This window comes from Bradyrhizobium yuanmingense, assembly GCF_029167105.1.
Lineage (GTDB): Bacteria > Pseudomonadota > Alphaproteobacteria > Rhizobiales > Xanthobacteraceae > Bradyrhizobium > Bradyrhizobium yuanmingense_A.
On the sequence record NZ_JARFML010000021.1, the window covers coordinates 70,900 to 96,183 of the forward strand.

Annotated in this window: 20 protein-coding genes; 7 read left to right on the forward strand and 13 right to left on the reverse strand. The window is 65.0% G+C overall.

All coding sequences use genetic code 11. The annotated features are described in order from the left end of the window. Positions 1–8 precede the first annotated feature (8 nt). Genes ispG through P0R31_RS25450 form a run of 3 tightly spaced genes read right to left on the reverse strand, consistent with a single transcriptional unit; the run spans position 9 to position 2,790 of the window. Positions 9–1,292 carry a flavodoxin-dependent (E)-4-hydroxy-3-methylbut-2-enyl-diphosphate synthase gene (gene ispG, locus P0R31_RS25440; RefSeq protein ID WP_036038529.1) on the reverse strand — a complete coding sequence of 428 codons (1,284 nt, stop codon included), beginning with the start codon at positions 1,290–1,292 and terminating at the stop codon, positions 9–11. A 13-nt stretch (positions 1,293–1,305) separates the two neighbouring features. Then, a complete protein-coding gene (locus tag P0R31_RS25445; RefSeq protein WP_275517034.1) occupies positions 1,306–2,259 on the reverse strand; it encodes a DMT family transporter in 954 nt (317 codons plus the stop codon). A gap of 36 nt (positions 2,260–2,295) precedes the next feature. Beyond that, the gene (locus tag P0R31_RS25450) at positions 2,296–2,790 is read right to left on the reverse strand and encodes a Fur family transcriptional regulator (protein ID WP_275517036.1); all 495 of its coding nucleotides are present in this window, start codon (positions 2,788–2,790) and stop codon (positions 2,296–2,298) included. 157 nt (positions 2,791–2,947) lie between these two features. Between P0R31_RS25450 and P0R31_RS25455 the strand changes: the two genes are divergently transcribed. From P0R31_RS25455 to P0R31_RS25465, 3 genes are read left to right on the forward strand one after another with little or no spacing between them, the layout of a single operon-like run. Next, a complete protein-coding gene (locus P0R31_RS25455; RefSeq protein ID WP_275517038.1) occupies positions 2,948–3,430 on the forward strand; it encodes a MarR family winged helix-turn-helix transcriptional regulator in 483 nt (160 codons plus the stop codon). Then, a complete protein-coding gene (locus tag P0R31_RS25460) occupies positions 3,423–4,586 on the forward strand; it encodes an HlyD family secretion protein (RefSeq protein ID WP_275517039.1) in 1,164 nt (387 codons plus the stop codon). Before P0R31_RS25455 ends, P0R31_RS25460 begins: the two co-directional genes overlap by 8 nt. Before the next feature lie 36 nt (positions 4,587–4,622). Further along, positions 4,623–6,179, forward strand: a complete 1,557-nt coding sequence (locus tag P0R31_RS25465; protein ID WP_275517041.1) for an MDR family MFS transporter — start codon at positions 4,623–4,625, stop codon at positions 6,177–6,179. A 129-nt stretch (positions 6,180–6,308) separates the two neighbouring features. On the opposite strand, the gene P0R31_RS25470 is transcribed toward P0R31_RS25465, so the two are convergent. From P0R31_RS25470 to pcaF, 6 genes are all read right to left on the reverse strand, one after another. Continuing rightward, on the reverse strand, positions 6,309–7,370 hold the full coding sequence (locus P0R31_RS25470; RefSeq protein ID WP_275517043.1) for a phosphotransferase: 1,062 nt from the start codon (positions 7,368–7,370) through the stop codon (positions 6,309–6,311). 70 nt (positions 7,371–7,440) lie between these two features. Next, positions 7,441–9,129 (reverse strand): methyl-accepting chemotaxis protein, encoded by a 1,689-nt coding sequence (locus P0R31_RS25475; RefSeq protein WP_275517045.1) that lies wholly within the window; start codon positions 9,127–9,129, stop codon positions 7,441–7,443. Positions 9,130–9,384: 255 nt separating this feature from the next. Then, positions 9,385–9,987, reverse strand: coding sequence for a protocatechuate 3,4-dioxygenase subunit alpha (gene pcaG / locus P0R31_RS25480; RefSeq protein WP_275517046.1), 603 nt, complete (start codon positions 9,985–9,987; stop codon positions 9,385–9,387). Continuing rightward, the gene (pcaH, locus tag P0R31_RS25485) at positions 9,988–10,689 is read right to left on the reverse strand and encodes a protocatechuate 3,4-dioxygenase subunit beta (protein ID WP_275517048.1); all 702 of its coding nucleotides are present in this window, start codon (positions 10,687–10,689) and stop codon (positions 9,988–9,990) included. It abuts the gene before it with no gap. Positions 10,690–10,811: 122 nt separating this feature from the next. Continuing rightward, a complete protein-coding gene (locus P0R31_RS25490) occupies positions 10,812–11,705 on the reverse strand; it encodes a dioxygenase (RefSeq protein ID WP_275517050.1) in 894 nt (297 codons plus the stop codon). Between the two features lie 200 nt (positions 11,706–11,905). Beyond that, positions 11,906–13,114, reverse strand: coding sequence for a 3-oxoadipyl-CoA thiolase (pcaF, locus tag P0R31_RS25495; RefSeq protein ID WP_275517051.1), 1,209 nt, complete (start codon positions 13,112–13,114; stop codon positions 11,906–11,908). 320 nt (positions 13,115–13,434) lie between these two features. On the opposite strand from pcaF, the gene mutS reads away from it, so the two are divergent. Continuing rightward, entirely contained in the window at positions 13,435–16,173 is a 2,739-nt protein-coding gene (mutS, locus tag P0R31_RS25500; RefSeq protein ID WP_275517058.1) for a DNA mismatch repair protein MutS, read from the forward strand. A 62-nt stretch (positions 16,174–16,235) separates the two neighbouring features. On the opposite strand, the gene P0R31_RS25505 is transcribed toward mutS, so the two are convergent. The 3 genes from P0R31_RS25505 to P0R31_RS25515 all read right to left on the reverse strand — a co-directional run bounded on the left by P0R31_RS25505 (position 16,236) and on the right by P0R31_RS25515 (position 19,703). Further along, complete coding sequence (locus P0R31_RS25505) at positions 16,236–17,912, reverse strand: methyl-accepting chemotaxis protein (RefSeq protein ID WP_275517060.1); 1,677 nt, start codon at positions 17,910–17,912, stop codon at positions 16,236–16,238. 274 nt (positions 17,913–18,186) lie between these two features. Beyond that, positions 18,187–18,996: a hypothetical protein gene (locus P0R31_RS25510; protein ID WP_275517062.1), complete on the reverse strand. Its 810-nt coding sequence runs from the start codon at positions 18,994–18,996 to the stop codon at positions 18,187–18,189. A 197-nt stretch (positions 18,997–19,193) separates the two neighbouring features. Further along, positions 19,194–19,703 (reverse strand): OsmC family protein, encoded by a 510-nt coding sequence (locus P0R31_RS25515; protein ID WP_275517063.1) that lies wholly within the window; start codon positions 19,701–19,703, stop codon positions 19,194–19,196. A 244-nt stretch (positions 19,704–19,947) separates the two neighbouring features. Between P0R31_RS25515 and P0R31_RS25520 the strand changes: the two genes are divergently transcribed. Next, a complete protein-coding gene (locus tag P0R31_RS25520) occupies positions 19,948–22,737 on the forward strand; it encodes a [protein-PII] uridylyltransferase (protein ID WP_275517064.1) in 2,790 nt (929 codons plus the stop codon). A gap of 156 nt (positions 22,738–22,893) precedes the next feature. Here the strand turns inward: P0R31_RS25520 and P0R31_RS25525 are convergent, their stop codons facing one another. Then, positions 22,894–23,424, reverse strand: a complete 531-nt coding sequence (locus P0R31_RS25525) for a methylated-DNA--[protein]-cysteine S-methyltransferase (RefSeq protein ID WP_275517065.1) — start codon at positions 23,422–23,424, stop codon at positions 22,894–22,896. 98 nt (positions 23,425–23,522) lie between these two features. Between P0R31_RS25525 and P0R31_RS25530 the strand changes: the two genes are divergently transcribed. Both P0R31_RS25530 and P0R31_RS25535 read left to right on the forward strand, forming a co-directional pair. After that, entirely contained in the window at positions 23,523–23,879 is a 357-nt protein-coding gene (locus P0R31_RS25530; RefSeq protein ID WP_275517124.1) for a DUF1304 domain-containing protein, read from the forward strand. A 134-nt stretch (positions 23,880–24,013) separates the two neighbouring features. Continuing rightward, positions 24,014–25,240 carry an ABC transporter substrate-binding protein gene (locus tag P0R31_RS25535; protein WP_275517066.1) on the forward strand — a complete coding sequence of 409 codons (1,227 nt, stop codon included), beginning with the start codon at positions 24,014–24,016 and terminating at the stop codon, positions 25,238–25,240. Positions 25,241–25,284: the final 44 nt, after the last annotated feature.

Below are 25,284 nucleotides of genomic sequence, written 5' to 3' on the forward strand. Positions count from 1 at the left end.
AATCTCGTCTACTCCGCCGCAGGCGCCGGCACCTTGGCGCCCTGGCCGTAGCGCTGGTCGATGTAGTCGATCACCAGCGCCTTGAAGTCGGCGGAGATGGTGGGGCCGCGCAGCGTGCGGAACTTCTTGCCGTCGACGAAGACGGGCGCGGCCGGCGCTTCGCCGGTGCCGGGCAGCGAGATGCCGATATTGGCGTGCTTGGATTCGCCGGGGCCGTTGACGATGCAGCCCATCACCGCGACGTTGAGCTCTTCCACGCCGGGATATTTGGTCTTCCAGGTCGGCATCTCGTCGCGGATGAAATCCTGGATCGAGCGGGCCAGCTCCTGGAACGTGGTCGAGGTGGTGCGGCCGCAGCCGGGGCAGGCGGCAACCAGCGGCACGAAAGTGCGGAAGCCCATGGTCTGCAAGAGCTCCTGGCCGACCTGCACCTCACGGGTGCGGTCGCCGCCGGGCTCGGGCGTCAGCGAGATACGAATGGTGTCGCCGATGCCCTGCTGCAAGAGGATGCCGAGCGCGGCCGAGGACGCAACGATGCCCTTCGAGCCCATGCCGGCCTCGGTGAGACCGAGATGGATGGCGTAGTCCGAACGGGACGCGAGATCCTGATAGACCGCAATGAGATCCTGCACCGCCGAGACTTTTGCCGAGAGGATGATGCGGTCCTTGGGCATGCCGAGCTCTTCGGCGCGCGCGGCCGAGAGTAGCGCCGACTGCACCATGGCCTCGCGCGTCACCGCGCGCACGTCGCGCGGGTTGGGCGAGGCCGCGTTCTCATCCATCAGCTTGGTCAAGAGCTCCTGGTCGAGCGAGCCCCAATTGGCGCCGATGCGCACCGGCTTGTTATTCTTGTTCGCGATCTCGATGATGTCGGCGAACTGAGTATCACGCTTGTCCTTGAAGCCGACATTGCCGGGATTGATGCGGTATTTGGCCAGCGCCTCGGCGCAGGCCGGATAAGCCGCGAGCAGCTTGTGGCCGATATAATGGAAGTCGCCGATCAGCGGCGTGGTGATGCCGCGCTTGGCGAGGCCGTCGCGGATGTGCGGAACGGCGGCTGCGGCCTCCTCGCGGTCCACGGTGATGCGGACCATTTCGGAGCCGGCGCGCGCGAGCGCTGCGACCTGGGCGATGGTGCCTTCGACATCGGCGGTGTCGGTGTTGGTCATCGACTGCACGACGATCGGCGCACCGCCGCCCACGGCGACGTTGCCGACCTTGACCTGGGTGGTCCGATGCCGGGGCGCCGGGCCCGCAATGTCTGAATCGAGAGGGTTTTCGAGCTTGTTCATGGCGGTCCAAATATCAGGTTTTGGTGACGTTCAGCAATGCATCGCGCGGCGCCGCAACCGATGGGCTGGGACGGTTAACCAGAAAAAGCCCAGCAATTACAAGGACCGCTGCGGCCCCGAATGTCAGGCTGAGGGTGTCATGCATGATGAAATAGCTACCCACCACGCCAAACAAAGGGGTGATGAAGGTAAAAGCGGACAATTTGCTGGCCGAATAGGCCTTCACCAGCGCGAACCAAAGCGTGAACGTGGTTCCCACCACCCAGATCGCCTGGAACGCCATCAGGCCGAGCGACAGCGGCGACGGAGTGTGGGTGATGGATTCGCCGAAGAGCCAGGCCGCCAGCCCCAGGATCGGGACCGAGGTCGCGACCTGATAGCCCAGCGCCTTCTCGGGCGCGGCGAAGCGCAACCGCGTGCCCTTGGCGACCAGCGTGGTCGCGGCCCACAGAGCGGCGCCCCCGACGATCATGAGATCGCCCAGCAGGACCTGCGAATCGACATTGGGCTGGGGCACGCCGATCGCAAGCGCCACCCCGGCAAAGCTGATGGCAAGGCCGAGCCATTGCGCGCCACCGAGACGCTCGCCGAGCACCTGGTAGGAGCCGAGCGCAACGAAGAACGGCGCCGTGTAGAGGAACACCACCGCACGGGAAGCCGAAGTGAGACGCAGTCCCTGGAAGATCAGCACGAATTCAATACCGAACATCAGCCCGGCGATCAGGCCCGGCCTCCACGTGCCGTCATTCTCGAAGAATTTGACGCCGCGAAAAGTGCCGATGATGAACAGCACCGGCAGCGCGCCCATCGAGCGGATGGTGGCCTGGAGCATCGGCGGAATGTCCGGCAGCACCAGCTTCACCGCGATCTGGTTGAATCCCCAGGTCAGGCACAGCATGAGCATCAGGGCGATGGCGCCGGCACTGAGGGGACGGCCGGCGGACGGTATGGCTTGTGGTACGGACATTTCTTCCCAAAAATCCGGCTTTGCGCCGTTGTTGCTTCAAGACATTTTCTGACAATGCGTGCAGACGCCCGTGATCTCCACCACAGACAGCTTTGGCGCGAAGCCTGAGCTGCGCGCGGCGGCGTTGAGGTCCTTGGCGAAGGACGCCGAGGAGATCTCGCCAACCAGGCCGCAGCGCTCGCAGATCAGGAACGCCACCGCGGAGGTCGAATCGTGGTCGTGGGCTGCGCAAGCGAGATAGGCGTTACGGCTTTCGATGCGATGCACGAGGCCGTTGGCCATCAGGAAATCGAGCGCACGATAGATCGTGATCGGTGCCGGCCGCGCCATCGACTTGGCAAGCTCGTCGATGATTTCGTAGGCGCCGAGCGGGCGGTGGCTGGAAAGCAAAGCACCCAGCACCCGGCGGCGGATCGGCGTGAATTTCTGCGCGCGCTGCTGGCAGACCACCTCGGCATGCGCAAGCGCGTCCGCGGTGCAGCGGCCGTGATCATGGTCGGGCGCGGGGAATGCCGGCTTTGCGAGGCTCATGTCGCCGTCTTCTAGCATTTCGGCGGGGGAACCCAAAGCGCGACGAGCCGCCCCGGCTGCCAGCCATGCTCTTCCCGCGGGACAGCACCGCGCCACCGATCCGTGAAATAATCATAAGCTTGCTTATTATATGCAAAGCTTATTGGAGACGACGCTCATGACGCGCGGGTCGGTCGACCAGAATTTCCTGTTCACGCTCGGTGAGCTCTATCGCCTCCTGCGCGTCTATGCCGACAAGGAGGCCTCGCGCTTCGGCATCACCCGGGCACAATGGGCGGTGCTGGCCAAGGTGGAGCGCAGCGAGGGCATGAAGCAGTCCGAGCTCGCCGAGCTCCTGGAGATGCAGCCGATCACGCTGACGCGGCTGATCGACAAGCTCTGCGACAACGACTGGATCGAGCGCCGCAGCGACGCGTCGGACCGCCGGGTCAAGCGCCTGTACCTCAGGAAGGCCGGGCGGCAATTGCTCGGCCGCATGAGCGGCCTGAAGTCGGAGCTGACCGCGAACGCGCTCGACGGCATCAATCCGGCGGATGCACACCGCCTCCTCACCCAACTCGAGACCATCAAGGAAAACGTGCGAACCGCGATCCAGGCGTCCGGCGCGGAGCAAGCACGCAAGGAGCAGCGCTATGTCTGATCAGGTCATCAAGTTCCAGCCCGAGCAGAAGAGCGACAGCGGCAAGCCGACCAAGAAGGCCGGCAGCGATCCGCGCCGCCGCCTGCTGGCAGGCCTGCGCCGCTATCGCCGATTCCTGCTCCTGGTGGTGCTGCCGGTGATCGTCGCCATCGGGGGCGTCACCTTCTATCTGCATGGGGGCCGCTATGTCGGCACCGACGATGCGTATGTCGGCGCACAGAAGGTGCTGGTGACGCCCGACATCTCCGGCAAGATCCTGAAGGTCGTCGTCAAGGAGGGCCAGTCGGTCAAGCGCGGCGACGAACTGTTCGAGATCGACCCGGTTCCGTTCCGCCTCGCGGTCGAGGAGGCCAAGGCGCAGCTCGCGCAGGCACGCACGACCTATGACAACCTTGTCGCCAACATCAAGATCTACGGCGACATGCTGGGCCTCGCCCAGCAGGGCATCGATCTGAAGCAGCGCGACGTCGAGCGCAAGCAGGCGCTGGTAAAAAACAATTTCGGCTCGCAGCTCGATCTCGATAACGCATCGAATGCACTGGTCACCGCCGGGGCGCAGGCGCAATACATCAAGCAGCAGCTCTCCAACGCAAAGACCCAGTTGCTCGGCAACCCCGACCTGCCGCTCGAGCAATTCCCGCCCTACGCTCAGGCCAAAGCCAAGCTGGACGACGCGCAGCGCAACCTCGACCATACCGTCTTGCGCGCGCCGATGGATGGCGTGGCGACGCAGGTCGAACAGATCCAGCTCGGCCGCTATGTGCCCGCCGGCACGCCGGTGTTCTCCATCATCGACGTCGCCCATCCCTGGGTCGACGCCAATCCGAAGGAGAGCGACCTCACCTATGTCACCGAAGGCCAGGCGGTCACGCTCGAGGTCGACGCGTTCCCGAACCATGTCTTCAAGGGCAAGATCGGCTCGCTCTCGCCCGGCACCGGCGCGCAATTCGCCATCCTGCCGCCGCAAAATGCCACCGGCAATTTCGTCAAGGTGGTGCAGCGCGTGCCGATCCGAATCTATTTCGACGAGACCGACAAACATGTGCGGAAGCTGAAAGCCGGCATGAGCGTCTACGCCACCATCGACACCGGACACAAGCGAACGCTCGCCGGCCTGCTCGGCCTGTCCGCAGCCGCAGGTCAGGATAAGGACTAGGCCCAAAGACCAAGAAAAAGAACAAGGATCGATCCGATGTCCGGCCCCAATGCCAACCTGATGGTCCCCGGCCTGCGCCGGAACATGGTGACGATCTGCGCCATGACCGCGACCATCATGCAGGCGTTGGACACCACCATCGCCAACGTCGCGCTGCCCTACATGCAGGGCACGCTGTCGGCCTCGCAGGACCAGATCAACTGGGTGCTGACCTCCTACATCGTCGCCGCCGCGATCATGACGGCGCCGGTGGGCTGGATCGCCAACCGCTTCGGCCGCAAGCGCATCTTCGTGATCTGCTCGGCCGGGTTCACCATGGCATCGGTACTGTGCGGCCTCGCGCAGGACATCAACCAGATGGTGCTGTTCCGCCTGCTGCAAGGCGTGTTCGGCGCCGCCCTGGTGCCGCTTTCGCAATCGGTCATGCTCGACTATTACACGCTCCAGGAGCGCGCCAAGGCGATGTCGATCTGGGGCATGGGCGTGATGATGGGCCCGATCATGGGACCCTCACTCGGGGCCTGGCTGACCGAGACCTATTCCTGGCACTGGGTCTTCTTCGTCAATCTGCCGTTCGGCGCCATCACCGTGCTCGGGCTGATCGTCTTCATGGACGAGACCGAGAAGAACCTCAGCCTCAGATTCGACTGGTTCGGTTTCGCCGCGCTGGCGGTCGCAATCGGCGCGCTGCAGCTCGCGCTCGACCGCGGCGAGCAATTGGGCTGGCTGGAATCGAACGAGATCCTCGCCGAGTTCATCGTCTCGGCCGTCGCGTTCTACTTCTTCCTCGCGCATTCCTTCACGACCTCGACCCCGTTCATCCGCTTCGCCCTGTTCCGCGACCGCAACTTCGTCACCGGCTGCCTGTTCATGATCGTGATGGGGCTCGTCCTGTTCTCGACCATGGCGCTCGCCTCGCCCTACATGCAGAACGTAATCGGCTATCCCATCATCACCGCCGGCCTGCTGCTGGCGACCCGCGGCATCGGCACCTTCTTCGCCATGATGCTGGTCGGCCGCATGATGCGCTATGTCGAGGCGCGCACGCTGATCATCTCCGGCCTGACGCTGACGGCGGGCTCGCTGTTCCAGATGACCGGCTGGACCGATCTGACCCAGGTGCCGGAAATCGTCACGGTCAGCGTCATCCAGGGTTTCGGCTTCGGCCTCGTCTTCGTGCCGCTCTCGACCGTGGCGTTCCTGACGTTATCGAACGAGCTGCGCACCGACGGCACCGCGATGCTGACCCTGATGCGCAACGTCGCAAGCTCGGTCGGCATTTCCATCGTGATCGCGCAATTGACGCAGGGCACGCGGTGGACCTATGCGATCCTGTCCGAGCACATCAACCCGTTCAACCACGCACTGCAGATGCCCGGCGTCAGCGGCCTGATCAATCTGTCCACCGACGCCGGCCGCGCCATGGCAGATAGAATGGTCAGCGTGCAGGCGCAGATCATCGCCTTCTCCCATGATTACCAGCTGGTGATGATCTTCGTGCTCTGCACCCTGCCGCTCGCCCTGCTGATCGGCTCGACCAAGGCCACGCTGCGCAAGCAGGCAGCGGGCCCGGAGCATGCGGTGATGGAGTAGTTATCGGACTTTGGCGCTTCACACCGTCATTGCGAGCGCAGCGAAGCAATCCAGATTGTATCCGCGAAAACAACCTGATTGCTTCGTCGCAAGCAATCCTCGCAATGACGACTTGCCACATGATCAGCGCTACAACAGCTCCTCGCAGCCCAAATCGTCCACGGCCGCAAACGCCCGTTCCAGATTGTTCCACCAGATCAGCGGCGGGAGGTTGATGCTCCACTGCCAGACCGGCCGCGTGATCTGCCACAGCACCGCCCAGCGGTAGTCCCGATCGAGCGCGCCGCGCGTGTAGCCGGTGACGCCGCTCTCGATCAGCGTGTCGTGGTAGAGATTGAGCAGCAGGCGTTCGAGCGCCTGACGGCGTTCCGGATACCAATGCATCGCCATCATGTAGGCGAGGTCGTGGCTCGGAACGTCGATGCTCCAAAGATCGAAATCGAAGATGCGCACGGTGTCGTCGACGCCCGCGCGCGGCAGCAGGAAGTTCCAGACGTGGGCGTCGCCATGCGTGATGCTGAGGTGGCGGCGTGAATGGTAACGCTGGGACAGCCGCTCCGACTGATCGATGAGCCGACGATAGATGATCCGCCGCTCCTCGCTGAGGCGATCGCCGAGAAGATCGGCAAAGCGGTCATAATGGCCCGCAAATGTCTCCATGCGTTGCGCGCTGTCCTCCACACTGGCCCAGGTGCCGACAGTCTCGCCGAGGCTCGGATGGTCCCACCAGGCTGCATGCCAGCGCGCCAGCGTCGTGACGATGGCGAATATCTGCTCGCGCGACGGCGGCACCGGCCAGGTTGTCGCGATCTCGTGGCTGTCGGTGAGATCCTCCAGCAGCAGATGCCAGGCGAGGTTGTCCTCATCGAAATGCCCATCGAAGCAGCGCGGCACGAGTCCCGGCGGCATCTGCGGCACCAGCTGCGTGTAATAGCCCACCTCGCGCCGGCCGCCATTGGCGAGGCGCGTGGCGAAAGCGGGATTGGGCGTCTTGAGGATCAGCGACTGCGGAGCACCGGCGGATTCGCCGACATAGCGCAGCCCGAGCCTGACGATATGCGACACTACGGTGTCGCGCTGATGCAGCACCTTCACCTCGCGGACGGCGCCTGCATCCAGCGCGCAGCCCCGGCGTAGCGCGGCCGTCAGTCGGGCGGGCTCAACGACCGCCGGCAATTGTGGAGGTGTCATGAACCACGATGCCCCTGTCCCGCGTCATACTGTACGATCACACGCCCGGGCACCAGCGGCTGCCGCCGGCTCAGGCTGCTGCGGTCGAGTCGCGCACCGTCCGCACGACGATCGCACGCAGCTGCTCGAGATTGGCCGCCATCCCGGTGATCGCCTGCTTCACATCCGCGGCGCGCTGGTTGACGGAGGCGGCATCGCGGCTGACGTCGCCGATCTTGGCCGAGACCTCCTGTGCGGCGGAGGCCGATTCGGAAATCGACCGCGTGATCTCCCGGGTCGCGGCATCCTGCTGTTCCATCGCCGCAGCGACCGAAGTCGCCACGCCGTCGATCTCGATGATGTGGCCTCCCATGGCCTCGACGGCGTCGACCGCGGCCTGCGTCGAGGCCTGGATCTCGGCAATCAGCCGCCCGATCTCCTCGGTGGATTTGGCGGTCTGGTCGGATAGGGATTTCACCTCGGCGGCAACCACCGCGAAGCCGCGGCCGGCCTCGCCGGCGCGCGCCGCCTCGATCGTCGCGTTGAGCGCGAGGAGGTTGGTCTGGCCTGCGATGCCGCCGATGAGGTCGGAGACCTCCGCGATCTTCTTCACCGATCCGGCCAGCGCCTGAATGGTCGAACGCGCCTGCTCGCGGCCCGCGACCGCCGATTTGGTGACGGTGCTGGTCCGCGCGACCTGGCTGGTGATCTCGCGGATCGAGGCGCTCAACTCTTCGGCCGCAGCCGAGACGGCCTGCGAGCTGCCGAGCGCCTGCGTCGAAGCCGCCGCCACCGCCTGCGACTGCGCAGAGAGCGACTTTGCGATCTCAGAGAGGCCGGAGGCGGCTTGCTCCACGCCCTGCGTCGCCGCAGTCGCGGTATCGACGGAGCGGCCGGTCTCGCGTTCGACCGTTTCGGCCATCTGGTGCAGGGCGGAGCGCTTGGCAAGCGCCGCCGCCTGCTCCTGCCGCAACTGTTCCTCGCGCAGACGGGAGTTCTCGATCGCCGCCTGCTTGAACACAACAAGCGCACCCGCCATCGAGCCGACCTCGTCCTGGCGCTGCGCGAACGGAATGTCGGCGGCGAGATCGCCCGTCGCGAGCTTCTGCATCGTGTCCGTCATGCGCACGATCGGGCGCACCACGCCGAGGGCAACACCCAGCAGACCGGCGGTAACGAAGGCGAGGACGGCGATGGAGACGCCGAGGAGGATATAGAGCATCGCGCTGTCGCGGTCCGCGGCCAGCTTCTCCATGGCGGCATTCCGCTTGTTGGCACTCTCGACGATGCTGTCGATGACGGCACGGTGCGCGGTATAGGCCTCCTTGAGCTGCGCATAGGCGCGCTCGGAAGCCGCTACGTCCTTGGCCTTGAGGGCGGGCAGAAGCTGATCCGACGCCTTCCAGAATTTCTGCACCTCCGCATCGGATTTCGACACGAGCGCGGTCTTGAGGTCGGCCGAGAGGCTGGAGGAGACCCAGAACGCCTTGCGCTCATCGTAGTCCTTGCGGAGCTGGACCAGACGCTCGCCGTGGGCCGCCAGCTGATCCGGCTCGCGCATGGCCAGCGTCGCCTCGAGATAGGCTTCGATGATGTATTCGGGCGGCGGCAGGATGTCGGCGATGAGGTCGTTGCCGAGCTTGATGTCGGAATAGAGCGGACCGCCGACCTTGAGCTCTTTTAGGGCGTACAGGCTGGTCGAAACCACAGCGGCAAAGCCGATGGCGAGAACGATGCCGAACGCGACGATCGCAGAGGACAAGGACAGGCGAAATTTCATGAAACAATCCAGGTCGGCGTCGAAACTGCGGCCACCCTAGACGACTACGGTAAATACGGAATTGATTCGCGCCGGAATTGTATTTCACGAAGCCCGGATAAATACGGAAATTGGACGTCAGTCATCGGTATTGAGTCAGCGGGGCTGACGCATACGCGCAACAAGAACGCTTGAGAGCCCAATTAGGGGCCGGCTGCCGATGCGCCGAACGAGATAGGCGTGACGGGGAGCAGGTCTCCCCGGCACGCCTTGCCTTCATACGTCGAAGAACACCGTCTCGTTGTCGCCTTGCAGGTGCAGGTCGAGCCGGTAGACCGGCTTGCCGGCCTCGCGGACCGCAGTGAGCGTGGCGCGGCGGTCGGCAGGCACCAGCGCCAGCACGGGATCGGCGGCGTTGCCGGTCTCGTCGTTGAAATAGATGCGGGTGTAGAGATGCCTGAGCATGCCGCGGCCAAACACCGCAAGCAGGATGTGCGGCGCCTGCGGCTTGCCCTCGGGATCCGGCACCACGCCCGGCTTGATGGTCTCGAAAGAATAGTTCCCGTCCTTGTCGGTGCCACAGCGGGCAAAGCCGCGGAAGCTCGCATTCGGCAGCGCGCGCTTGTCCTGGGGATCGGCGAAGCGGCCCTGCGCATCCGCCTGCCAGATCTCCAGCATGGCGTCCGGCACGGCAACGCCATCGCCGTCGAACACCTTGCCCTCGATGCGGATGCGGTCGCCTGAAACGTCCGGGGTCAGCGTCGAATTGGTGAACGCGTCGTTCCAGGCGTACTCGCCGGTCGGCGTCAGGCCGTATTTGAAGAACGGACCGACCGTCTGCGATGGGGTGATCCCGTCGGGCTTTGCGGACTCTTGCACTTAATGGTTCTCCATGGGGGTGGCGTCCTTGCCGCGCAGCACGATGTCGAAGCGGTAGCACAGCGCCCATTCGGGCTGGGTATTCTCCAAGTCGAACGACGAGACCATCCGCGCCCGCGCCTTCTCGTCCGGCACCGAGTTGAAGATCGGGTCGAACGGGAACAAGGGATCGCTCGGGAAATACATCTGCGTCACGAGGCGTGTGACGAAGGAATGGCCGAACACCGACAGATGGATGTGCGCAGGCCGCCAGGCATTGTGGTGATTGCCCCAAGGGTAGGCGCCAGGCTTGATGGTGACGAAGCGATAATAGCCGGACGCATCGCTCACGGTGCGGCCCGCGCCGGTGAAGTTCGGATCGAGCGGCGCCGGATGCTGATCACGGACGTGGACATAACGGCCGCAGGAATTGGCCTGCCAGATCTCGACGAGCGAGTTCGGCACGCCTCGGCCGTCCTCGTCGCGCACATAGCCATGTACGATGATGCGCTCGCCGAGCGGCTCGCCCGCGTGCTGGCGGGTGAGGTCGTTGTCGCCCTCGCGCACGGTCTCGTGGCCGTAGACCGGCCCGGTCAGCTCCGACAGCGTATGGGGCATCGGAATCAAGGGCTTGTTCGGCGCGCGCTTGATCGAGCTCTTGTAGTCGGGCGACAGCGGCAGCGGATGCGCCGCGTTGCTGCCGGTGGGATAGATGAATGTCATTGGCGAACTCCTCCCCGGCCATCGTGCTCCGGCCGGTCAACGCTTTCGCCAATCATTATAGGATATAACTAATTTGGGAAAGCCGGTTTAGCGGCGTTCCCGCGCATGGCAGCCGGCCGCTGCTACCTGATCGGCGCACGCGGAAGCACGGCCTCTCCGGCCTCGAGCCGGTAGGTATGGTCGAGCGAATACCAGGGCACGGTCGCGTCCTTCACCGTCGGATGCGGCGTATCGTGGCGCACGAACTTGCCGATCAGCGCCTGTGTCACACCGAACTGCACGTCGCTGTCGATATGGGGGTCGCTCGGATCATACACCTGCGAGATCAGCACCTTGAATCCCGGCTTGAAGATCAGGGCGTGCAGATGCGCGGGACGATAGGGGTGGCGGCCCTGCGCCTCGAGCAGGCGGCCGACGACGCCATCGGTTGGAATGGGATAGCCGACCATCATCACCGAGCGGAAGGAAAAGCGCCCGTCGGAATCGGTCGTGAACTTGCCGCGCAGGTTCATGTCGGCCTGCTCGGGGTCCTGGTTCTCGTAGAGGCCGACCGGCGAGGCGTGCCAGACGTCGACCTCGGCACCGGCGACGGGCCGGCCGTCCTTTCCAATGACGCGGCCGCTCACGAACAGCGTGGCGCCCGGCGTCTGCGAGCGCACGATCGATCCGCTATTCTCGACCCGGGGCGAATTCAACCGCCAGAACGGCCCGAGCAATGAATGATCGGTCTCCGTATTGCCCTGATCGCCGTTGTTGAGCAGGCACACCAGCGAGGAGACGCCGAGCGACCCCGCCATCAGCACGACTTCGTTATGCGTGTCGGTGGTCAGCTTGCCGAGCTCGGCCACGATCGCCGCGGCGTCGCGGAACTCCTTCTCGGTCAGCCTGACATCGCGGACGAAGGCGTGCAAATGCTTGACCAGGGCGACCATGATCTCGCGCAGCCGCGGATCGGATGTCCGCTCCATCACCGCCAGGGCCGCGGCCGTGACGTCCTTTTCGCGCTCGATGACCATGCCGGCATTCTCCCCCTGTCATTCCGAGCGAGCGAACCCGGACTCTTAGCCTCTCCCCGCTTGCGGGGAGAGGCCGACGCGCGAAGCGCGGCGGGTGAGGGGGACTCTCCGCGAGTCCAACTATCACCGTCTTTGCGGAGACTACCCCTCACCCCAACCCTCTCCCCGCGAAGAGCGGGGAGAGGGAGAGGTAAAGATCGTCAATTCAGCTTTTCGATCGCAACCGCGACGCCCTGGCCGACGCCGACGCACATGGTGGCGAGCGCCAGCTTGCCGCCGCGCTTCTCCATGCCGTGCACGGCGGTGAGCGCGAGGCGGGCGCCGCTCATGCCGAGCGGATGGCCGAGCGCGATGGCGCCGCCATGCGGATTGACGAAATCGGCGTCATCGGCGACGCCGAGCTGGCGCATGCAGGCGATGCCTTGCGAAGCGAAAGCTTCGTTCAGCTCGATCAGGTCGAAATCGCTGATCTTCTTGCCGAGACGCTCCATCAGCTTGCGGGTCGCGGGCACCGGGCCGATGCCCATGATCCGCGGCGGCACGCCGGCCGAGGCGAGACCGAGGATGCGGGCGCGGGGCATCAGGCCGTGCTTCCTGACCGCGGCTTCCGAGGCCAGGATCATTGCGGCGGCGCCGTCATTGACACCGGAGGCATTGCCGGCCGTGACGGTGCCGGGATTGCGCACAATCGGCTTCAGTTTTGCCAAACCTTCCAGCGTGGTCTCGGGTCGCGGATGCTCGTCCTTGTCGACCGTAACAGGACCGGCTTTGCCGCCGGGAATGGTGATGGGCGTGATTTCTTCCGCGAAATAGCCGGCTGCGATCGCGGCGCCTGCGCGCTGCTGCGAGCGGATGGCGAAGGCATCCTGATCGGCGCGCGAGACCTGGAACTCTTCGGCGACGTTCTCACCGGTCTCCGGCATCGCGTCGACGCCATACTGCGCCTTCAGCAGCGGATTGATGAAGCGCCAGCCGATCGTGGTGTCGAAGATCTCGGCCGAGCGCGAGAAGGCTTCCTGCGCCTTGCCCATCACGAACGGCGCGCGGGTCATCGATTCGACGCCGCCGGCAATGGCGAGCTCGATCTCGCCGGAACGAATGGCGCGGCCCGCGGCGCCGACCGCATCGAGACCCGAGGCACAGAGCCGGTTCAGGGTCTGGCCGGGAACCGAATCCGGCAGGCCCGCCAGCAGCAGCGCCATGCGCGCGACGTTGCGATTGTCCTCGCCGGCCTGGTTGGCGCAGCCGAAGAACACCTCGTCCACCTGCGCCCAGTCGAGCTTGGGGTGCTTGGCCATCAGCGCCTTGATCGGGGCTGCGGCGAGATCGTCGGCACGCACCTTGGCGAGCGAGCCGCCGAAACGGCCGATCGGGGTCCGCACGGCATCGCAGATAAAGACGTCACGCATCGTTGTTCTCCCTGAATGCCGCGATCCGGCCAAATTCTTCAATGTCGGCGGAGTTTTAGGAGGGCGCCCGCGGCAGGTCAATTGACGGTTTCGCGGGGCAGACGTCATTCCGGGGCGCGCCTTGGCGCGAGCCCGGAATCCAATTGTCGACGCGACGTGCGGCCCGATGGATTCCGGGCCTGCGCCGTTCCGGCGCATCCCGGAATGACGACTGAGGATGCGGCAACAGCTTGCGCCTCCACGCGGACAACGTGGAAAACCTTCGCTTGCCGGCCAAAGCGATAGGAGCAGGTGCCGAAATTTTGTAGGTTGCGCCGCCCATGACCATGCAACAGCCGATACAAGCACCGCCGCCCGACGACACGCCCGCGCCGCAGGCCGAGGCTGCCGCGCGCGTCACCCCGATGATGGAGCAGTATCTGGAGATCAAGGCGGCGCATCAGGGCTTGCTGCTGTTCTACCGGATGGGCGACTTTTACGAGCTGTTCTTCGAGGATGCCGAGATCGCCTCGAGGACGCTCGGCATCGTCCTGACCAAGCGCGGCAAGCACCAGGGCGCGGATATCCCGATGTGCGGCGTGCCGGTCGAGCGCTCAGAGGATTATCTGCATCGTCTCATCGGCGCCGGGCATCGGGTCGCGGTCTGCGAGCAGACCGAGGATCCCGCGGCGGCCAAAGCGCGCGGCAACAAGAGCGTGGTGCGCCGCGGCGTGGTGCGGCTGGTGACGCCGGGCACGCTGACCGAGGACACGTTGCTGGATGCGCGTGCCAACAATTACCTGCTGGCGATCGCGCGCGCCCGCTCCTCCGCCGGCGGCGACCGCTTCGGCCTTGCCTGGATCGACATCTCGACGGCCGAATTCATGGTCACCGAGGTCTCCGGCGGCGAGCTCGCCGCGACGCTGGCGCGCATCAACCCGAACGAGGCGATCGTCACCGACGCGCTCTTTGGCGACAACGAGCTCGGCCAGATCCTGCGCGAACTGCCGGCCGTGACGCCGCTGACCCGCGACGTCTTCGACGGCGCCACCGCTGAGAAGCGGCTGTGCGACTATTTTGCCGTCGCGACCATGGACGGGCTCGCGCAGCTGACGCGCCTGGAGGCCACCGCGGCGGCCGCCGCCGTCACCTATGTCGACCGCACCCAGGTCGGCAAGCATCCGCCGCTGTCGCCGCCCGCGCGTGAGGCCTCGGGCGCGACCATGGCGATCGATCCGGCCACGCGCGCCAATCTCGAGCTGACGCGCACCCTCGCCGGCGAGCGCCGCGGCTCGCTGCTCGACGCGATCGACTGCACCGTGACCTCGGCCGGCTCCCGCCTGCTGGCGCAGCGTCTGGCCGCGCCGCTGACCGATGCGCCGGCGATCGCGCGGCGGTTAGACGCAGTGAGCGCCTTCGTGGCCGATTCCGCCGCGCGCGAGGACATCCGCAGCATCCTGCGCGGCGCGCCCGACATGTCGCGCGCTCTGGCGCGGCTCTCGGTCGGCCGCGGCGGGCCGCGCGACCTCGCCGGCATCCGCGACGGCATCCTAGCCGCCGACCAGGTGCTGACGCGGCTCACCGAAATGGATCAACCGCCGCAGGAAATCGCGGCGGTGATGGCGGCGCTGCAAAGGCCGTCGCGCGCGCTCGCAGCCGAGTTCGCCAGCGCGCTGGACGAGCAGCTGCCGCTGATCAAGCGCGACGGCGGCTTCGTGCGTCAGGGCTACGAACCCGCGCTCGACGAAGCGCGCAACCTGCGGGACGCCTCGCGTCTGGTCGTGGCATCGATGCAGGCCCGTTACGCCGACCAAACCGGCGTGAAGGGCCTCAAGATCCGGCACAACAACGTGCTCGGCTATTTCGTCGAGGTCACCGCCCAGCACGGCGACAAGCTGATGTCGCCGCCGCTGAACGCGACCTTCATCCATCGCCAGACGCTGGCGGGACAGGTGCGCTTCACGACGTCCGAGCTCGGCGAGATCGAGGCCAAGATCGCCAATGCCGGCGACCGTGCGCTCGGCCTCGAGCTCGAGATCTTCGAGCGGCTCTGCGCCAAGGCGCTCGCGATCAGCGACGATTTGCGCACTGCCGCGCAAGGTTTTGCGCTGCTCGACGTCGCGACGTCGTTGGCCAGGCTCGCCGTCGACGAGAACTATGTGCGGCCCGAGGTCGACGGCTCGCTCAGCTTTGCCATCGAAGCCGGCCGCCATCCCGTGGTCGAGCAGGCGCTCAAGCGCAACGGCGAGCCGTTCATCGCCAATGCCTGCGACCTCTCTCCCGCGCCGGCGCAGAAGTCAGGCCAGCTCTGGCTGCTCACCGGTCCCAACATGGCCGGCAAATCGACCTTCCTGCGCCAGAACGCGCTGATTGCCTTGATGGCGCAGATCGGCAGCTTCGTGCCGGCGACGCGCGCGCGGATCGGCATCGTCGACCGCCTGTTCTCGCGCGTCGGCGCCGCCGACGATCTCGCCCGCGGCCGCTCCACCTTCATGGTGGAGATGGTCGAGACCGCGGTGATCCTGAACCAGGCCGGCGAGCGCTCGCTCGTCATCCTCGACGAGATCGGCCGCGGCACCGCGACCTTCGACGGCCTCTCGATCGCCTGGGCCGCGATCGAGCACCTGCACGAGAGCAACCGCTGCCGCACATTGTTCGCGACGCATTATCACGAGCTGACCGCGCTCGCGGCAAAACTGCCGCGCATGTTCAACGCCACGGTGCGGGTGAAGGAATGGCAGGGCAACGTCGTGTTCCTGCACGAGGTGCTGCCGGGCTCGGCCGATCGCTCCTACGGCATCCAGGTAGCGAAACTCGCGGGCCTGCCGCCGGCGGTGATCACGCGCGCCAAATCGGTGCTGTCGAAGTTGGAAGCGCAGGACCGCGGCCAGACCGCGCGAGCGCTCGTCGACGATCTGCCGCTGTTCGCGGTGCCCTCGCGCGCCGCCACTGAAGCCGCGCCACTGAGCGAAGCGGAGCTGCTGGTGGAGGCGGTGAAGGCGCTGCACCCCGACGAGATGTCGCCGCGCGAGGCGCTCGACGCGCTGTATGCGTTGAAGGCAAGACTGCCGAAGCAGTGAAATGGTCGTCATTCCGGGGCGATGCGAAGCATCGAACCCGGAATGACAGTGTGGTTGGGGCCCTACGCCCTCGCCGCGATCGCCGCGGCTTCCGCGGCGGCGCGCTGCATGCTGGTCGACATCTCGTTGGTCACCGTGCTCTGCTCCTCGATCGCCGCGGCGGTCGAGGTCACGTACTCACTGACATTGTTGATCGCCTGCTTGATCGAGCCGAGCGCGCTGACGACGTCGCCGGAGATGCTGTTGAGGCTGCCGATCTCCTGGCCGATCTTGTCGGTCGCCTGCTTGGCCTGGTTGGCGAGGCTCTTGACCTCGGAAGCGACCACCGCGAAGCCGCGACCGGCCTCGCCGGCGCGCGCCGATTCGATCGTGGCGTTGAGCGCGAGCAGGTTGATCTGCCCGGTGATGTTGTTGATCATCTCGACGATGCCGCTCATGGCTTGCGCAGCCTCGGTGAGGCGCTGGGCCTGCGCGTCGGCGGCGCCGACCTGCTCGACCGCACCCATCGCGGTCTCGCGCGACTTGGTCATGGCCTCGGAGATCTCCCGCACCGAGGCGTTGAGCTCCTCCGAACCGGCGGCGACCGATTCCATCATGCCGCGCACGCGCTCGTTGCCCATGCGGACCAGGACCTGCTTGGTGACGTCGGTGGCGTATTTGACGACCTTGAACGGCTTGCCGTTGAGATCGAGGATCGGATTGTAGGAAGCCTGGATGTAGACCTCCTTGCCGCCCTTGCCGATGCGCTTGTATTCGGCCGCCTGGTACTGGCCGCGATTGAGCGCGGCCCAGAACTCGCGATAGCCGGCACCGTCGCGCTCGGAGGGCTCGACGAACATGCTGTGGTGGCGGCCCTTGATCTCGGCCAGCGAATAGCCGAGCGCACCGAGGAAGTTGGCGTTGGCGGTGATGATCGTGCCGTCCATGTTGAACTCGATCACGGCCTGGGCCTTGTCGATCGCCGCGATCTGGCCGGCGAGATCGGCGTTCTTTAGCTTCTCCGCGGTGACGTCGGTCGCGAACTTGACGACGCCGTACGGCTTGCCGTTTTCGTCGAGCAACGGATTGTAGGAGGCGAGGATCCAGACCTCGCGGCCGCCCTTGCCGATCCGCTTGAACTCGCCGGCCTGGTATTCGCCGCGGTTGAGCGCGGCCCAGAATTCGCGATAGGCCGGGCCGTTGCGGTCGGCGTCGGCCACGAACAGGCTGTGATGCTTGCCCTTGATCTCGTCGAGCGAGTAGCCGAGCGCCTTGCAGAAATTCTCGTTCGCCGAGACGATGGTGCCGTCGAGATTGAACTCGATGACGGCCTGGGCGCGGCTGATGGCAGCGATCTTGGAGGCGTCCGTCATGCTGCGGATCTTCTTCGCGGTGATGTCGGTCGCAATCTTGGCGACCATCACCGTCTTGCCGTTGCCGTCGAGCACCGGATTGTAGGATGCTTCGATCCAGACCTCGCGGCCGTCTTTCGCGATCCGCTTGAACTCGCGCGCCTGATACTCGCCACGGTTCAATGCGGCCCAGAACGCCTTGTACTCGGCGCTGTCGCGCTGGTCGGCCGGCACGAACATCGAGTGATGCTTGCCCTGGATCTCCTCGAGCCGGTAGCCGAGTGCGTCGAGAAAATTCTTGTTGGCCGAGATGATCGTTCCATCAAGATTGAATTCGATCATCGCCTGCGAGCGGCCGATGGCATCGAGCCGCGCTTGTGCATCACCGTGAGACTTGCGACCGAACATCAGGAAATCTCCATCTCGAAATTGAGCCGAAGGGGGATGTGCCCGTCGGTATCAAGGAACTGATCGTGCAGCAGTGCTGACATATTCCAATCGCGCTCCCCGGATCCGATGAGTTGGATGCAGCTCCGTTACGTTTTGTACGAACAGCAACGGAAGCGAGCGAGCAGCCTGATTCTCTACGGCAAAAGCTCGAACAAAGTTCTAATTTTACTGTCGGGAATTCGACGGGTGAATCACCTCTCCGCGCGACGTCGCATCGCGCATATCCGTAGTCTCACGGCATCGGCCGCGTGCGGCGCAAGGCGCGCCGTCCAATTCTCCACAGCGTCAGATTCCAGGCCACGCAGGTTGCGAGCGCGATGCACAAGCCGACGGCGGAACCGAACCACACTACTGCAACGTGCAGGACCGCAATCGCCATGCCAAATCCGAGCAGGCCCCAGGCGGAGTTGGCGAGCACGGCGGCGGTCGGCGGTCCACCGATGCGCGGATGCAGGATGACCATGATGCTGGAGAACACCACGGGAAAGAGTGCAATGATGCCGCTGATGCGCGGGCCGATCCAGCTCGATGTCGAAACCACGATGGCGACGAGGGTCGCAACCAGCGCGGCGCGCATCGGCACATCGTACCAGCGGCGCGCCACCAGCGGCATCTTCACGTGGCGATAGCGCGCGAGCAGTGGAATGCAGATGCCGAACGCGATCAGATTGGCGGCGAGCCCCGCGGCGAGCGACCAGTCGAACTGTCGGATGATCGAAGCCATCCCGATCCATACCGCGAAAGCGCTTCCGCAACTCACCACGAGAGTGTGCCGCTGCGACAGCACGACATAGGTAAGGCACATCAAGATCGTCGCCGCATTGACCGGCAGGCTCGCCAGCGCGCCCTGCGCGATGAAGGCGGCGTCATGATCGATCGCAAGGAAGACGTAGGACGGCCCGGCCGAGACCGGCAGGGTCGCGATCAGCGCGCCGATCACCGGTCCGGAGCGTTCGGTGATGATCGACGCCGTCACCACGAACGCCGCCGCGATCGCCATGCGCAGGAGCAGGAAGAGGAGGAAGTGGAGGTCGAGGGACATTTTGGCTTCTTACCCTCCCTGGAGGGGGAGGGTCGGCTCATATGGAGCGCAGCGGAATATGAGACGGGGTGGGGTGACAGTCTCTCGACGGATACGGTGCCCGAGTGGAGAGATCACCCCACCCCGCTTGCGCTGCGCGCGATCGACGACGGGCAAGCTACGCTCGTCCCGGCCCCCTCCAGGGGAGGGTAAGAGAGTCACATCCGCTGCATCGACACCGAAACCTTCGGGCCGTTCTTGATGGTCTGGTAGACCACGCAATACCGCTCGGTGAGCTTGAGCAGCAGGTCGAGCTTGTCCTGGGCGGCGTCGGTGTCGACCTCGAAGCGGAGACGGATCTCGGCGAAACCGACCGGGGTTTCCTTGTCGATGCCGAGCGTGCCGCGGAAATCGAGATCGCCCTCGGCATAGACGTTGCCGGTCTTCAAGGGCACCTCGATCGCGGTCGCCACCGATTTCAGCGTGACGCCGGCACAGGCGACCAGGGCCTCCAGCAGCATGTCGCCGGAGCAGAGCTCGAGGCCGGAACCGCCTGTGCCCGGATGCAGGCCGGCCATCGCGATAGCGCGGCCGGTCTCGACCTTGCAGGCGATGCCTTCGCTATCGGTGGAGCCCTTGGCCTTCAGCGTGATCAGCGCAGCCTTGGGATCGGTTTTGTAGCGCTCCTTGATCGGGGCCTGCATCTGGCGCAGCTCTGCAGCGTCCATGTTGTTCTCTCCCGGGGATATCGACGAGCGGTATAGAGCGCGATCGGTTTGGTGTCAGCCCATGTTTGGTGGAGGCAGTCATGAGCCGCCGGGGATTCATGAAAAAATCTGAGCACATTCATGACGTTACCCCAGGCACCGATACCCGGGGTCGGAGCCGATTCATCGGCGTGGTCAAACTCGCCGGTCGTCCCCTTGCGAATGTCTCGTGACAGCGCCTGTGACCTCTTATATCCGGTGAGACATGGACAGCGTCGCGACTGAGCAGAAGCCACAGGTGGACGAGCGCTTCGATACCGCGCGGATCACCGCCGCGGTCGATGCGCTTGCCGAGAAGCACGAGGGGCGCGAGGACGCGTTCCGCACGGCGATGGCGCTATTGCTCAAGGCGGAGCTGATCGCGGCGCGCGCCGCCGCCCAGGCGATCCTTCTGAAGGACCGCCACGGCCGCCGCTGCGCCGAGCGGCTGTGCCACGTGCAGGACGAGATCATCCGCATCCTGTATTCGGCCGCGACGCGCCATCTCTACCGCTCGCCGATCCCGAGCGGGGCCGAGCGCATGGCGGTGGTGGCGACCGGCGGCTACGGCCGCGGCCTGATGGCGCCGGAATCGGACATCGATCTGCTCTTCATCCTGCCCTACAAGCAGACCGCCTGGGGCGAGCAGGTCGCCGAAGCGATCCTCTATTGCCTCTGGGACATGGGCTTGAAGGTCGGTCACGCCACGCGATCGGTCGACGAATCGATCCGGCAGGCGCGCGGCGACATGACGATCCGCACCGCGATCCTGGAGACGCGCTTCCTCACCGGCGACAAGCCGCTCTATGACGAGCTGGTCGAGCGCTTCGACAAGGAGGTGGTGCAAGGCACCGCGTCCGAATTCGTCACCGCAAAGCTCGCCGAGCGCGAGGAGCGCCACCGCCGCGGCGGCCAGTCGCGCTATCTGGTCGAGCCCAACGTCAAGGACGGCAAGGGGGCCTTGCGCGACCTGCACACGCTGTTCTGGATCGCCAAATACGTCTACCGCGTGCGCGATACCCACGAGCTGGTCGGGCGCGGCGTGTTCGACGCGCAGGAATATCGCACCTTCCGCCGCTGCGCCGACTTCCTCTGGTCGGTGCGCTGCAATCTGCACTTCTACTCTGGCCGTGCCGAGGAGCGCCTGTCCTTCGATCTCCAGCGAGAGATCGCGATACGTCTCGGCTACACCTCGCATCCGGGCATGCAGGACGTCGAGCGCTTCATGAAGCACTACTTCCTGGTCGCCAAGGAAGTCGGCAACCTCACCGCCATCCTCTGCGCCAAGCTCGAGGACCAGCAGGCCAAGCCCGCGCCGGTGCTGAGCCGGATGATGGCGCGGCTGCGACCCAGCACCGTGAAGCGGCGCGTCCCCGACAGCGACGACTTCATCGTCGACAACAACCGCATCAACGTCGCCGCGCCCGACGTGTTCAAGCACGACCCGGTCAATCTGATCCGCATCTTCCGCCTCGCGCAGAAGAACAACCTCGCCTTCCATCCGGATGCGATGCGCGACGTGACGCGCTCGCTCGGCCTGATCAACGCGGGCTTGCGCGAAAATCCCGAGGCCAACCGGCTGTTCATGGAGATCCTGACCTCGGACAATGCCGAGATCGTGCTGCGGCGGATGAACGAGACCGGCGTGCTCGGTCACTTCATCCGCGCCTTCGGCAAGATCGTCTCGATGATGCAGTTCAACATGTATCATCACTACACCGTCGACGAGCACCTGATCCGCTGCATCGGCTTCCTGCAGGACATCGAGCGCGGGGGCATCGAGGAGTTCGCGCTGGCGAGCGACCTGTTCCGCAAGATCCGGTCCGAGCACCGCGCGGTGATCTACATCGCAACGCTGCTGCACGACGTCGCCAAGGGCCGTCCCGAGGACCACTCCATCGCCGGCGCCAAGGTGGCGCGGCGGCTCTGCCCGCGGCTCGGCTTCAGCCCGGCCGACACCGAGCTCGTGGCCTGGCTGATCGAGGAGCACCTGACGATGTCGACGGTCGCGCAGTCGCGCGACCTCTCCGACCGCAAGACCATCGAGAATTTCGCTGCCGTGGTACAGTCGGTGGAGCAGATGAAGCTCTTGACCATCCTGACCACCGCCGACATCCGCGGCGTCGGGCCGGGCGTGTGGAACGGCTGGAAGGCGCAGCTCTTGCGCTCGCTATATTACGAGACCGAGCCGGTGCTGACCGGCGGCTTCTCGGAAGTCGACCGCGGCAAGCGCCTCGCCGCTGCGCACGCCGAATTCCGCATGGCTTTCGCCGAATGGCCGAACGACGAGCTCGACGCCTATATCGGCCGGCACTATCCGGCCTACTGGCTCAAGGTCGAGCTGCCGCGCAAGATCCGGCACGCCCGTTTCGTCCGCTCCAGCGAGCAGGCCGGCCACAAGCTCGCGATCAATGTCGGTTTCGACGAGGTGCGCGGCGTCACCGAGCTGACGATCTTCGCCGCCGACCATCCCTGGCTGCTGTCGATCATCGCCGGCGCCTGCGCCTCGGCCGGTGCCAACATCGTCGACGCCCAGATCTACACCACGACCGACGGCCGCGCGCTCGACACCATCTCGATCTCGCGCGAATACGACCGCGACGAGGACGAGGGACGGCGCGCCACGCGCATCGGCGAGATGATCGAGGACGTGCTGGAGGGCAAGCTGCGCCTGCCCGAAGTGGTGGCGCGGCGCACCGTGCGCAGCAAGGCAAGGCCGTTCGTGATCGAGCCGGAAGTGACCATCAACAACCAATGGTCCGATCGCTACACCGTGATCGAGGTCTCCGGGCTCGACCGGCCCGGCCTGCTCTACGAGTTGACCACCGCGATCTCCAAGCTCAATCTCAACATCGCCTCGGCCCATGTCGCGACCTTCGGCGAGCGCGCGCGCGACGTGTTCTACGTCACCGACCTCCTGGGCGCACAGATCAACGCGCCGACGCGCCAGGCCGCGATCAAGAGCGCGCTGACCCATGTGATGGCCGGCGACAAGGCGGTTCAGCCGGCGGCGTAGGCGGGCGGAAAGTCGCGCGCGACCATCTCCTCTTGTCATTCCGGGATGGCCCGAAGGGCCAGGCCCGGAATCCATAACCACAGCTGGTGGATATGGATTCCGGGCTCGCGCTTCGCGCGCCCCGGAATGACGAGTGGAGAGGTTGGCGCGCCTCCTTCATACCTCCACACCCTCGTGCCGCAGCAGCCATCTCTTCCGCTCGAGGCCACCACCATACTTCACCAGCGAACCGTCCGCTCCGATCAGGCGATGGCACGGGAGCACCACACTGATCGGATTTGAGCCGTTGGCATGGCCGACGGCGCGAATCGCCCTGGGCATGTCGATCTTCGCGGCGAGCGCGCCGTAGCTCATCGTGGTGCCGGCGGGGATCTGCGCGAGCGCGGTCCAGACCTTTTGCTGGAACGGCGTGCCGGCGATACGCCATGCGATGCTTTGGAGCTGACCGAGATCACCATCGAAATAGCGCGACAGCGCAGTCCGCATGTCCGACGGCGCAGGCCGATCACGCAGATCCACCGCGCCATAGTGCAGGCGCAGCAGCTCGCGCATGCGGTGCTCATAGTCTTCCCAGTCGAGCGCGCGCAGCTTGCCCTCGGCATCGGTGACGAGCAGCGCAATCCCGATCGGCGTCGCCAGGCGGTCGAGACCGAAGCGTTCAGGCACCTTGGTTGATCGAGCGGACATTGCGGCACCAGCAATCGAAACACATCGATCGCACTTGCCACGGCGGCCGTGCTAACGTCCACCCGAAAGCTGATGCTTTGGGGGAGCTCACCTTGAGTCTGATCGCCAATCTTTTGGTGGCGCTGGTCGCCGCATTGCATGGCTTCTTCTTGATTCTGGAGATGTTTCTCTGGGACAAGCCACTGGGCCTGAAGGTGTTTCGCAACACGCCGGAGAAGGCCGAGATCACCAGGGTGCTGGCCGCCAATCAGGGACTCTATAACGGCTTCCTCGCTGCCGGCCTGGTCTGGGGCCTGTTCCACGGCAACCCGGCCTTCGCGTTCCAGATCAAGCTGTTCTTCCTGCTCTGCGTGATCGTGGCCGGCGCCTATGGCGCGGCGACCGTCAGCACGCGGATCCTGATCGTGCAGGCGCTGCCGGCAGCAATCGCGCTGATTGCGATGTTTCTCGCCTGAGACGCTCCGGCGCGGCCCCGCGATCCTTGCACTGCGGCGAAGCTTCCTCCACAATCTTCGGCAGCGATGGCAACCGTTGCAATCAACGGGGAAAGACCATCGGCCTAAAATTCCGTCAGGAGGAACGAACCAAAATGAACAATCGAAGAGCCTTCCTAGCTGCCACGGCGGCGTTCGCCGTCGCAGTCTCGACCAGCCAGGCCCTGGCCCAGAAGAAATACGACACCGGCGCAACCGACACCGAGATCAAGATCGGCCAGACCGTGCCGTTCTCCGGCGCCTACTCCGTCTACGCAAATATCGGCAAGACCCAGGCCGCGTACTTCAAGATGATCAACGATCAGGGCGGCATCAACGGCCGCAAGATCAACCTGATCCAGTATGACGACGCCTATTCGCCGCCGAAGACCGTGGAGCAGGTGCGCAAGCTCGTCGAAGGCGACGAAGTGCTGTTCACCTTCCAGCTGATCGGCACAGCCGCGAACGCCGCCGTGCAGAAATACCTCAACGGCAAGAAGGTCCCTCAGCTGCTGGCCTCGACCGGCGCCGCGCGCTTCAACGATCCGCAGAACTATCCCTGGACCATCGCCTACAATCCCAATTACGTGTCCGAGGGGCGGATCTACGCAAAATACATTCTCGCCAATCATCCCAACGCCAAGATCGGCGTGCTCTACCAGAACGACGACATGGGCCGCGACTATCTCGCCGGTCTGAAGAGCGGTCTCGGCAACAAGGCCGCCAGCATGATCGTCGGCGAGGTCTCCTACGAGGTGACCGACCCCACCGTCGACTCGCAGGTGGTGAAGCTGAAGTCGATGGGCGTCGACCTGTTCTATAACGCCTCGACGCCGAAGTTCGCTGCACAGGCGATCAAGAAGCTGGCCGACCTCGGCTGGACGCCGGTGCACATCCTCGACATCAATGCGAGCCCGATTTCGGCGACGCTGAAGCCGGCAGGCCTCGACATTTCCAAGGGCATCATCTCGACCAATTACGGCAAGGAGCCGAGCGACCCGCAGTGGAAGGACGATCCCGGCGTGAAGGCTTTCTTCGCTTTCATGGACAAGTATTTCCCGGAAGGTGACAAGCTCAACACCATCAACACCTACGCCTATTCGGTTGCCGAGCTCTTGGTGCAGGTCTTGAAGCAATGCGGCGACGATCTGACGCGTGAGAACATCATGAAGCAGGCCGCCAATATCAAGGGTTACACGCCGAGCCTGGCGCTGCCGGGCATCAAGATCAACACTGGCCCGAACGACTACCGCGTCAACAAGCAGATGCAGATGATGAAGTTCAACGGCGAACGCTGGGAGCTGTTCGGACCGATCATCGAGGACACCGGCCCGTCGGGCTAGATCTGTGTAGGGTGGGTTAGCCCGTGGACGCGCGAAGCGCGGTC